Raw genomic sequence first — 11,488 nt, 5'->3', positions numbered from 1 at the left:
GCCCAACCACGACCTCGGCGGCCTCGCCGACGAGGCTCGACCACTCCATCAACGCCATCACCGATGGTCGCCCTGCGGCAGCACCCGGGCTACACCACCGGAAACAACCGCACCCACGACCACCACCAAGGCATCGCCCGCCTCCACGACCACCACCGATGGTGGCCAACAGCAGAACCGGGGTGACACCACTGAAAACAACCTCACCCCACCACCGCCACCTCCGACGGTTCCGCCACCAAGGCATGGCCCACCCCACCAACACCACCGGTGGTCCAGACGCGAAGCGAAACCCACGCCACCCAAACGTGACCGACCTCCTCAAGGCGACCCACCTTGGGGGTCCGGGGGCGCAGCCTCCCGGGCGGGGCCCGGGGGTTGCACCCCCGGAAAACACGACGAGTCGAGCCGGGTCCGCGCTTTCCGCGGACACACTCCACCCACTCGACTCGTGGCAACCGAGGGAGTCGAACCCTGCGCGGCTTGTGAAGGCGGCGCCCCTGACCGGCCCTGACCCTTCGGCGGGCGACGGCTGCCGTACGTCTCAACACACATCAGGTACCCCGCATTCCCGGCGGTACACCTGCGTCACCCGTTCGGGCGGTGACGGGTTGGCCGTGATCTTGTCGCGGCGGTGATTCCCTTCCGCAGCACCGGCCTGGCAGGCTGGGCGGATGGACGATCTCCTCCTCCGCCGGGTGCGGGTCGGGCTGGCCGGTGGGCTCGCCGACGTGCGCGTGAACGACGGGCGCGTGGCCGCCATCGAGGAGCCGGGCAGCGGCTCGGGCTTCGCGGCGCGCGTGCTCGACGGGCACGGCGGCACGGTGCTGCCGGGGCTGGTCGACGCGCACGTGCACGCGGTGCAGTGGGCCACTTTCCGGCGTCGGATTCCGTTGGAGGACGCGAGTTCGGCGGCCGACGCGGTGGACCTGCTGTTGCAGCGGGTGCTCGAGACGGGGCCCAGCGACCTGGTGGTCGGCGCCGGTTTCCGCGACGGGCTCTGGCCCGACAAGCCGCACAAGGACCTGCTGCAGCGCGCGCTGCCGGGCCGGGCGGTCGCGTTGTTCAGCGCCGATCTGCACACGCTGTGGCTCAGTCCGGCGGCGCTCAAGCTGATCGGCCGCGACCACCCCACGGGTGTGCTGCTGGAGAACGACTGCATGACCGCCACGGCCGCGCTGCCGTCGGCGCCGCTCGACGTGCAGGACCGCTGGGTCGCCGACGCGCTCGAGGCCGCCGCTTCCCGCGGGGTCACCGGGATCGTGGACTACGAGTACGCCGACACCGTGGCGGACTGGACCCGCCGCACGACCGGTAGTGCACCGGCCACGCGCGTGGCCTGCGTGATTTCCCGGCCGCTGCTGGAAACCGCGATCGCCCGCGGCCACCGCACCGGTGCCGCGCTCGGTGAGGGGTTGCTGAGCGTCGGGCCGTTCAAGCTCTTCGTGGACGGTTCGCTCAACACCCGCACCGCCTACTGCCACGACCCCTACCCCGAGTCGGATTCCCCTGGCCTGCTGGAACTTCCGCCGGTCGAGCTGGAAACGCTGATGCGCCGCGCCTGGGAAAACGGCCTCGTCCCGGCCGTCCACGCCATCGGCGACAAAGCCAACACCATCGCGCTCGACGCGTTTTCCGCCGTCGGCTGCCCCGGCCGCATCGAGCACGCGCAACTGCTTTCGCTCGAAGACGTGCCGCGCTTCGCCGGGCTGGGCCTGGTCGCGAGCGTGCAACCCGCCCACCAGCCCGACGACCGCGACGTCGCCGACCGCCACTGGCACGGCCGCACCGACCGCGCCTACGCCTACCGCGCGCTCCTGGATTCCGGCGCCCGCCTGGAAATCGGCTCCGACGCGCCCGTCGCGCCGCTCGACCCGTGGGACGGCATCGCCGCCGCCGTCGGCCGCACCGACGACCACCGGCCCGCCTGGCACCCCGAACAGGCGATCCCGCTCGCCGACGCCTTGGCCGCCGCTTCGGGCGGCCGCCGCGGCGTGGCCGTCGGCGATGTCGCCGACTTGATGATCACGGCGGCCGATCCCTCGCACCTGTCCCCGGCGGAACTGCGCGACATGCCGTTGACGGCGACGCTCCTGGCGGGCAAGCCGACGCATCTGGCGTGAGTTCACCGGAGTGAGTGGAGCGCCGTCACCGCCTGGTCGTCGTCACGCCGGCGCCGGGCGGCGGCCCGACGAAGGCGACCGCCCGCTGTGCGAACCGGCTCCGGTCGGGTGAGGCGGTCGTCCCGAGGGCCGGTCGCTGCTGCGCTGATCAAAGCGGCCGCCCCTGTCGCCGGCGAAGCTGCGCGACATGCCGTTGACGGCGACGATCCTGGCGGGCAAGCCGACGCACCTGGTGTGAGATCTCGGGAGTGAGTGGAGCGCCTTCACTACTTGGGCGTCTTCACGCCGGCGCCGGGCGGCGGCCCGACGAAGGCGACCGCCCGCTGTGCCAACCGGCTCCGGCCGGGTGAGGCGGTCGCCCCGCGGGTCGGTCGCCGCTGCGCTGATCACGGCGGCCGCCCCTGTCACCGGCGGAGCTTCGCGACCTGCCGTTGACGGCGACGCACCGGGCCTGAGGGCCTACTTCCCGTGCGGATCGGTGTTGTTCACCGCCACCACGACCTGGTCGTAGTCGCCGCGGGCTTCGCCGTAGCGGAGGAACTTCACGCGCTCCACCTGGATTTCGCGGGCGTCCGGCTGGGTTTCGATGAGCGCCATCACCTCGGTGACGAACTCGTCGAGCGGCTGGGCGTGGTCGTTGCCGGCCTGGCCGGGCAGCAGGTCGGTCTGCACCGAGGGCGGTTCGAGCTCGAGGACCTTCACCGACGTGTCGGCCAGCTGCAGGCGCAGGGATTCGCTGAGCAGGTGGATGGCGGCCTTGGAGGCGTTGTAGCTCGGCGTGACCTTGAGCGGGGTGAACGCGAGGCCCGAGGACACGGTCATGATCGTCGCGTCGGGGCGGGTCTGCAGGTGCTCGACGAAGGCGGCGATGAGGCGGATCGGGCCGAGCACGTTGGTGGTCACGACCTCTTCGGCCGAGGCGAGAAACGTCTCGGGCCGGTGCCAGTCCTCGAGGCGCATGATGCCGGACATGGTCACCAGCACGTTGAGGTCGGGGTGCTTCGCGAGCACCTCCTTGGCGGCGGCGGTGATGCTCTCGGGGTCGGTGGTGTCGATGCGCACGGTGTCCAGACCGGGGTGCTGCTCGGCGAGCTCGCGCAGCAGCTCCGTGCGGCGGCCGCCGATGATCACGGTGTTGCCCTTCACCTTGAGTTCGAGCGCGAGGGCCAGGCCGATTCCGCTGGTCGAGCCGGGGATGAAGACGGTGTTTCCGGAGATGTCCATGCCCTGACCTTCGCGCTTCGCGGCGCTGACGTGCAGAGAGCGCTCATCGGGGGATCGGCGATCCCTGGTTGGCCGGCGCGGGGTCGCGGATACTGGGTGTCATGGATCGTTCGACACTGGCGGAGTTCCTGCGCCGCCGCCGGGAGGCGCTGCAGCCCGAGGACGTCGGCCTGCCCGCCGGCCCGCGGCGCAAGGCGCGGGGCCTGCGGCGCGAGGAGGTCGCCGCGCTCGCGGCCATGTCGGTGGACTACTACACGCGCCTCGAGCAGCAGCGCGGCCCGCAGCCGAGCGAGCAGATGCTCACCGCGCTGGCCCGCGCCCTGCGCCTGGAGGCCGACGAGCGTGACTACCTGTTCCAGATCTCCGGCCGCAACGCGCCTTCGGCCAACGCCGTGGCCACGCACGTGGCTCCCGCGCTGCTGCGCGTGCTCGACCGGCTCGACGACACGCCCGCGCTGATCCTGTCGAACCTCGGCGAAGTCCTGGTGCAGAACCATTTCGCCGACGCCCTCTACGGCGACCATTCGCACCACACGGGCCTGGCGCGCAGCACGATCTACCGCTGGTTCGTCGATCCGGACGAACGCCTCATCTACCCGGAGGCGGACCGCGCTCGCCAGAGCCGCGCGCAGGTGGCGGGGCTGCGGGCGGCGTACGGGTCGATGGGCGCGCAGTCGCGGGCGGGGGAGTTGGTGCGGGCGTTGCAGGCCGCGAGCGAGGAGTTCGCGCAGCTGTGGGAGCGTCACGAGGTGGCGCGCCGGTTCGAGGACCACAAGACGCTGATCCACCCGCAGCTCGGCCCGATCGAGGTCGACTGCCAGGCGTTGTTCACCGAGGACTGGTCGCAGTCGCTGCTGGTGCTCACGGCGGCGCCGCGCACGGAAGCGGCGGAGAAGATCGCGCTGCTGGGCGTGCTGGGCCACGAACGGTTCGCGGCGCCGACGCGGTGAACCGGTGCTGCCCGTTCGGCTCGGGTGATGACTGGTTCGGGTTGACGAAGGTCGGAAAATCGGCTTCGGGCTGGCAGGATCGACCGGCACCGCGCTTGTGGTGCAGGACGTCCGGGGAGGAACTTCATGTCGCCCGCTGAAGTTTTCGCGCGGCTCAGTGACACCAGTACACCCGCGCCGGGCCCGGTGGTGGTGCGGACCGCCGTGGTGCTCGGCGGCAGCATCGCGGGCCTGCTCGCCGCGCGGGCGCTCGCCGATCACGCCGACGAGGTCGTGGTGCTGGAACGCGACGACCCCGGCACCGGCCCCCGCCCAGGCGCACCGCAGGGCTCGCAGACCCACGTGCTGCTGCCCGCCGGCCTGCGCCAACTCGAACGCTGGTTCCCCGGCTTCACCGACAAGGCCGTGGCCGCGGGTGGGCGGCCCGCGCCGGCTTCGTTGCGCAGCACGTATTCCGACGGCGTGCGCAAGATCGTCGGCTCGGACACCGACATGCTCAGCAGCAGCCGCCCGTTCCTCGAAGCGCAGATCCGCTCGCACACGCTGGCGCTGCCGAATGTGCGTGCCCTCGTGGCACGCGTGACCGGACTTTCCTTCTCCGACACCGCCGTCACCGCCGTCCAGTACGAAGGTGGTCGGCTCGACGCCGACTTCGTGGTCGACGCCATGGGTCGCTCCAGCCGCCTCGCCGACTGGTTGAAGACGGCCGGCTGGGAACCGCCCCCGATGACCCGCATGCGCATCGACCTGAACTACACCACCGCCGTGCTCCGCCGCACCGGCGACCAGCCCACGGTGCGCGCGGGCGTGTCGATGCACTCACCGGGCGCCCCGTCGGGCATCGCGGCGGCTGCGATGTGCCAGACGGAGAACGACCAGTGGATGGTCACCCTGTCGGGCTACCTCGACCACCGCCCCGGCAGCACGCCGGAGGAGTTCGTCCACTTGTGTCGGACGGCGCTGCCCGGTGAATTCGGTGCGATCGCTGCCAACGAGATGCTGGGCGGCATCACCACCTACCACCACGCCGACAGTCGGCGCCGGGACTTCCATCGGCTTCGGCGTTTCCCTGCGCGCTTGGTGGCTGCGGGGGATGCGGTGGCGTCGTTCAATCCCATTTACGGGCAGGGCATGTCGTGTGCTGTGCTGCACGCTTCGTGCCTGTCGGAGTATCTGCGGTCGGGTCCGGATCTGGATGTGGCGGCGATGGGGTTTTTCGCTTTGCAGCGGGTGATTGTCGATGCCGCTTGGGGGTTGTCGACGGGTGGGGATCTGGAGCTGCCGCATGTGGATGGGCCGTATCCGCGTGGGTATCGGCTGCAGAAGTGGGCGATTGGCCAGATTGTGAAGGCGTCGGTGCACGATCCGGAGATCGCGCGGCGGTTTGACGAGGTCGCGTATCTCCTGGCGCATCCGGCGAGGTTGGCGCGGCCTGGGACGTTGGTGCGGTCGATCCTCGCCAATCGGCGGTGAGGTTCTCTTTCTGGCTTGCTGGTGGCGGCTGGCGGGTCGGCGCTGCCTGCTTCCGGCCTGCTGGGCGGGGCAGGCCGAGGCACGGCGGGGCGAGCCGCGGTCGTGACGGCGTCGGTGCACGATCCGGAGATTGCGCGGCGGTTTGATGAGGTCGCTTATGTGCTGGCGCATCCGGCGGCGTTGGCGAAGTCGATCGGGGCGCACCATCGGTGAGTTTCGCGGCCGGCCTGCTCGTAGGGGCTGGCTAGTTGCAGCTCGCCGGGCGGGCAGGTCCAGGTGGTCGCGGCGGGGCGGGCCGCGATTGTGACGGCGTCGGTGCATGATCCGGAGGTTGCGCGGCGGTTTGATGAGGTCGCTTATCTGCGGGCGCATCCGGCGACCCTGGCGAAGTCGATCGGGGCGCACCATCGGTGAGTCTCGCGGCCGGCCTGCTCGTGGTGGGTGGGTAATTACCGTTCGCCGGGCGGGCAGGTCGCGGTGCTCGTGGCGGGGCGAGCCGCGATTGTGACGGCGTCGGTGCACGATCCGGAGGTCGTGCGGCGGTTTGATGAGTCGCTTATCTGCCGGCTGGTCCGGCTGCGTTCGCGCGGCCGGGGACGTTGTTGAAGTCGTTCAGGGCCAATCGGCGGTGAGCGTCGCTTGCCGGTGGTGGCAGGCGGGGAAGAGCCGGCCGGTCGGGAGCGCTGCTTCCGGGACGTCGGGCGCGGCGGGTCGAGGGGTGATCGTGGCCGCGTCGGTGATGCGGGATCGCGGTGGTGCGACCGGGGGCGCCGGCTTGCGGCCTCGGAACGGCCCGAGGGCGTTTGTGGAGCCGCCCACCGATGATGGGCGCCCTCCGGCCTGCCGGTTGTGGCAGGCCGGAGAGGGCCGATCGGCGGTGCGCCTACTTCCGGCCCGCCGGGCGGGGCAGGTCGAGGTGTTCGCGCAGGGTGGAGCCGGTGTATTCGGTGCGGAAGCGGCCCTTGGCCTGCAGCAGCGGGACCACGTGGTCGACGAAGGCGGTGAGCTCGTAGGGGAGCGTGGAGCCCATGATGGTGAAGCCGTCGACGGCGCCGGCGTCCTGCCAGGTGAGGATGTGGTCGGCGAGCTGCTCCGGCGTGCCGACGAAGTGGTACTGGCCGGCGCCGCTGCGCATTGACGAGGCGAGTTCGCGCAGGGACAGCGACGGGTTGGCGCGGGCGGCTTCGACGAGCTGCGCGGCGCGGCTCGACGCGGCGGGGGCGTCGAGCAGGGAGGGGGGCAGCGGGGCGTCGGGGTCGTAGGCGTCCGGGTCGAGGCCGGCGGTGTAGAGGGTGTTCTGCCAGCGGAACTCGGCGCTGGAGAGGTCTTCCAGGCGCTGCGCCTTGGCCTGGGCTTCGGCTTCCGTGCCGCCGAGCGTGATCATGAGCGCGGGCAGCACGAGCACCTCCTCGGGCGTGCGGCCGACCGCCGCGGCCTGCTGGTGCAGGTCGGTGCGGAACTTCACGGCCGCCTCCAGTGACGGCGGCCCCGAGAACACCAGCTCGGCGTACTTCGCGGCCAGCCCGATACCCGCCGACGACTGCCCCGCCTGCACCAGCACCGGCCAGCCCTGCGGCGAGCGCGGGAACGGCAGGATCCCCTCGACGTCGTAGAACTCGCCGTGGAACCGCGGCGCGTGCAGCTTCGCGCGGTCGGCCCACACACCGTCGGGACGGTCGCCGACGATCGCGTCGTCCTCCCAGCTGTCCCAGGCCCGCGTGACGACGTCGACGAACTCGTGCGCCCGCGCGTACCGGTCGGCGTGGTCGGGGTGCGCCGCCTCGCCGAAGTTGGCGGCGGCCAGCGAGGTGACGGTGGTGACGATGTTCCAGCCCGCGCGGCCACCGCTGAGGTGATCCAGCGTCGCGAACCGGCGCGCCAGCTCCCACGGCTTGTTGTACGTGGTTGACCCCGTGCCGATCAGCCCGATGTGACTCGTGACCCCCGCCAGCGCCGACAGCACCGAAATCGGGTCGAACTGCGTCTGCGGCAGGTGCGCGACGCGGTATTCAGGGATCGCGATGTTGTCCGCGAGGAACACGGTGTCGAGCAGGCCGCGCTCGGCCGTGCGCGCGATGTCCGCGTAGTAGGGCAGGCCCAGCACCCCGCGCACGTCGTCGCCGACCACGCGCCACGCGGACTCGTGGTAGCCGTGGGGCCAGATGAAAGCGTTGAAGTGCAACGGTCGCGCGCTCATAGGGCTAGCTCCTCAAACAGTGGGCGGACAAGCGAGGCTCGCCGCGGCCGTCGGGTTGGGTGGGGGGGGGCGGTGTCTGGTCGGTGCCGGAGGCCGGTGGCTCGTCGGCGGTGCCGGCGGGTTCAACGCGGCGAGCGAAGCACCTGCTCCCACGACCGCTGCACCCCGGCCGCCACCCCGGGTCTGCTGTCCCGGGTTGGTGTCGCGCGGGCGGCACCGGCCGACGCGGCGGCCTTCATCGTTGCTGCGGCGAGGAGGCACCGACACCTGCGGCGCCAGCTGCACCTGCGGCTGCCGACCAGCGTTGCTGTCGCGCGGGCGGCACTGGCGGCTACGAGGCGACGGCACCTGCGGCCTCCCGGAGGTTTCTGTGGCGAAGGTGGCACCGGTACCCGCGGCGACCGCCGCGCCTGCGGCTGCCGCCGGTGGTCGCCGCCGCGAGGCGGCACCGGCACGTACTGCGGCCGCCGCACCGCGGAAGTTCCGCGGATTGCGCGGCGAGGCGGTCAGCGGCGCCCACTCGGGCCGACCCTCCGCGGCAGTGCGGTGGGTTGCTCCGGCTTCGGCTGCTCGAAGGGTGGTCGTGTTCGGCAAGGATCCGGCCGGAGCTGGCCAGCGCCTCGGTGTGGCGGCCGGTCGGCCGGAGCTGGCCAGCGCCTCGGCGAGGTGACCAGCCGGCCGACGCCAGCCAGCGGCAGCCAGTCGGGTCGGTGCGGCGACCACCGGGCCGAAGTCGGCCACTGCCTCGGCCTGGTGGCTGGCTGCCTGGAGCCGGCCGGTGCCTTGGCGTGGTGACTGGTCGGCCGGAACCGGCCGGTGCGGCCGCCGGTCGGCCGGAGTCAGCCAATGCCTCGCCGTGGTGACCAGCCGCGTGCGGCTGGCTGGTGCCTCGGTGAGGTGGCCAGTCGGTCGAAGCCGGTTGCCTGCGGCCGGCTGGTGCCTCGGTGAGGTGGCCAGTCGGTCGAAGCCGGTTGCCTGCGGCCGGCTGGTGCCTCGGTGAGGTGGCCAGTCGGTCGAAGCCGGTTGCCTGCGGCCGGCTGGTGCCTCGGTGAGGTGGCCAGTCGGTCGAAGCCGGTTGCCTGCGGCCGGCTGGTGCCTCGGTGAGGTGGCCAGTCGGTCGAAGCCGGTTGCCTGCGGCCAGCTGGTGCCGCGGCGAGGTGGCCAGCTGGTCGAAGCCAGCCATCTGCAGCCGGTCGTGCCGCGGCGAGGTGACCAACCGGCCGAAGCCAGCACCCCGGCGGGCGGAGGCTCCTCCGCGCAACGATCGCACCGAGACGCCAACCGAACCAAAACCTCAGGCCAGGCCCTGCTGCTTCAGCCAGTCCTTCGCCACGTCGGCAGCCGGGTCGCCGTCGGAGTCGACGCGGGAGTTGAGGGTGCGCAGTTCGTCGGTGGTCAGTTTCGCCGAGACGGCGTTCACGACCGCCGCGAAGTCCGGGCCGCGTTCGTCGAGGACCTTCTGGCTCACCGCGGGCACCACGTTCTCCGTGGGCTCGATGCCCAGGTCGTCCTTCAGCACCACGTACTTCGCGTCGCCGGCGACCGGGCTGACCGAGTCGACCGGGATCACGGTCGCGCCGCCGGACTCGAGTTCCTGCACGCGCGGGCCGATTTCCTGCACGGTCTTGAACGTGGCGTTCGTGAGCTTGTACACGTCCTGGAAGCCCTTGAAGCACGGCAGCCGTGTCTCGCATTCCGGACCGCCGGCCATCACGACCTTGTCCAGCTTCTTCAGGTCGCCGATCGTGGCCAGGCCCTTCGACTTCGCCAGGTCGGCCTTGACGATGTACACGTCCTTGTCCTCGGCCGGCGCGTAGTTCAGCAGGCCGATGCCGTCGGGCTTGAACAGCTCGGCCAGCTGGCTGTGCTCGCCCGCGGCGTCCTTCACCGCGTCCTTGCCGAAGCCGGTCGCGATGGCCGCGCCCTGGTACTCCGGCACGAACTGCAGCTCGCCCTTCTTCAGCGACGGGTAGATCAGCTCACGCGAACCCAGGTTCAGCTTGCGCGTGACCGGGTAGCCCTTCGCCTCCAGCGCGCCCGCGTACAGCTCCGCCAGCACCTGGCTGTCGGTGAAGTTGAACGACGCGATCACGATCGGTGCGCCGCCCTTGCTCTGCGCAGCCGGCTGGTCGCTGCCGCCGCCACCGCACGCCGCGAGGCCGAGCGCCCCCACGGCCACCAACGCGGCGGCTCGGATGGTCCGGGTCCAGCGCACGTGCCCCACACTCCTCGTGTCAAGAAACGGTCTCGTGACCGATCACTGGGACCCTATAGACGGGTACCGACAGAAACCACATCATGGGAATCACAGACCCCCGCCGTCCCCTGTGGACTGCGGTTATTCCCGATCGGCGGGCCAGGAATGTCGGGTCGAACGGTCAACTCGGCTACGTTGATCACGTGACGAGTTACGCGATCGTGGGGTCCGGCTGGCGCGCGGAGTACTTCTGGCGCCTCGCCGACGAGCTCGACTGCCTCGGCGTGGTGTCGCGCGGCCCGAAAGAGCTGCCGGTGCCCGTGTTCACCTCCCTCGACGAGTGCCTCGCGCGCAAACCCGACTTCGTGGTCACGGCCACGCCCTGGCAGGTCACGCCGGGGCTCATCCGGGAGCTCGTGGGCCACGGCGTGCGCGTGCTCGCCGAAACCCCGCCCGCCCCCGATCTCGACGGCCTGCGCGCGCTCTGGCACGACGTCGGCGAAAGCGGCCTGGTCCAGGTCGCCGAGCAGTACAGCCGCATGCCCGCCCACGCCGCGCGCCTCGCCCTGGCCCGCTCCGGCGCGATCGGCAACATCACGCGCGTGGACGTGTCCTCCACGCACCAGTACCACGCCGTCGCCTCGATGCGCGCGTTCCTCGGCGCCGCCCGCGGCCCGGTCGAGGTGCGGGCCATGCGCAGCTCCGCGCTGCTGGCCGACCCGCTGTCACGCGCGGGCTGGGCCGCGGAGGTCGAGACCAAACCCGCCGTGACCACGCACGCCACCGTGGTGTTCCCCGAGGGCCTCGGCGTCTACGACTTCACCGACAACCAGTGGCACAACCAGCTCCTGCACCGCCGCCTGCTCGTCCGCGGCACCCGCGGCGAGCTGCAGGACCAGGACGTGCTGCGGCTCACCGGCGAGAAGACCATCGTGAGCACCCCGATCGTCCGCCGCCAGACCGGCTACGACCTCGACCTCGACGGCTTCGACACCGACCACCTGACGTTCGGCTCCGACGTGCTCTACCGCAACCCGTACCAGGGCCGGCGCTGGAACGACGAGGAAATCGCCATCGCTACCCTCCTTCGCGACACGGCGGCATGGGCTCGCGACGAAGGTCCGGCGCCGTACCCGCTGGCCGACGGGATCGAGGACCACCGGATCGCGTTGGCGATCGAGGAGGCGGCGGACCGCGACGCGGTGGTGCGGACGGGCGCGGAAGCCTGGCACTGAGCCCCTCGCCGGAGAGACTGACCACCACTGACAACGCTGCCAGTGGTCTGCACCACCAGAACCGATTCAGCCCCGCCGAAAACCCCTCA

The 11,488-nt window shown here is 71.5% G+C and carries 7 protein-coding genes; 4 read left to right on the top strand and 3 right to left on the bottom strand.

The window, feature by feature from the left end; translation table 11 throughout:
* The first annotated feature begins 674 nt into the window (after nt 1-674).
* Entirely contained in the window at nt 675-2,123 is a 1,449-nt protein-coding gene (locus tag VSH64_RS23355; protein ID WP_326837783.1) for an amidohydrolase, read from the top strand.
* A 459-nt stretch (nt 2,124-2,582) separates the two neighbouring features.
* On the opposite strand, the gene VSH64_RS23350 is transcribed toward VSH64_RS23355, so the two are convergent.
* Nucleotides 2,583-3,347 (bottom strand): SDR family oxidoreductase, encoded by a 765-nt coding sequence (locus tag VSH64_RS23350; RefSeq protein WP_326837782.1) that lies wholly within the window; start codon nt 3,345-3,347, stop codon nt 2,583-2,585.
* A 101-nt stretch (nt 3,348-3,448) separates the two neighbouring features.
* Here VSH64_RS23350 and VSH64_RS23345 point away from each other — a divergent pair, with 101 nt between their 5' ends.
* Nucleotides 3,449-4,297, top strand: a complete 849-nt coding sequence (locus VSH64_RS23345; protein WP_326837781.1) for a helix-turn-helix transcriptional regulator — start codon at nt 3,449-3,451, stop codon at nt 4,295-4,297.
* Nucleotides 4,298-4,423: 126 nt separating this feature from the next.
* Nucleotides 4,424-5,770 carry an FAD-dependent oxidoreductase gene (locus VSH64_RS23340; RefSeq protein ID WP_326837780.1) on the top strand — a complete coding sequence of 449 codons (1,347 nt, stop codon included), beginning with the start codon at nt 4,424-4,426 and terminating at the stop codon, nt 5,768-5,770.
* Nucleotides 5,771-6,653: 883 nt separating this feature from the next.
* Here the strand turns inward: VSH64_RS23340 and VSH64_RS23335 are convergent.
* A complete protein-coding gene (locus VSH64_RS23335) occupies nt 6,654-7,967 on the bottom strand; it encodes an LLM class flavin-dependent oxidoreductase (RefSeq protein WP_326837779.1) in 1,314 nt (437 codons plus the stop codon).
* Between the two features lie 1,294 nt (nt 7,968-9,261).
* Complete coding sequence (locus tag VSH64_RS23330; RefSeq protein ID WP_326837778.1) at nt 9,262-10,182, bottom strand: ABC transporter substrate-binding protein; 921 nt, start codon at nt 10,180-10,182, stop codon at nt 9,262-9,264.
* Between the two features lie 185 nt (nt 10,183-10,367).
* Between VSH64_RS23330 and VSH64_RS23325 the strand changes: the two genes are divergently transcribed.
* Nucleotides 10,368-11,399 (top strand): Gfo/Idh/MocA family oxidoreductase, encoded by a 1,032-nt coding sequence (locus VSH64_RS23325; RefSeq protein ID WP_326837777.1) that lies wholly within the window; start codon nt 10,368-10,370, stop codon nt 11,397-11,399.
* The last annotated feature ends 89 nt before the right edge of the window (nt 11,400-11,488 follow it).

It is taken from the genome of Amycolatopsis rhabdoformis, assembly GCF_035918295.1.
In the GTDB taxonomy this organism is placed as follows: Bacteria; Actinomycetota; Actinomycetes; order Mycobacteriales; family Pseudonocardiaceae; genus Amycolatopsis; species Amycolatopsis rhabdoformis.
Note: the sequence above shows the minus strand (reverse complement) of the source record. Positions and strands in the feature narration are given on the sequence as shown.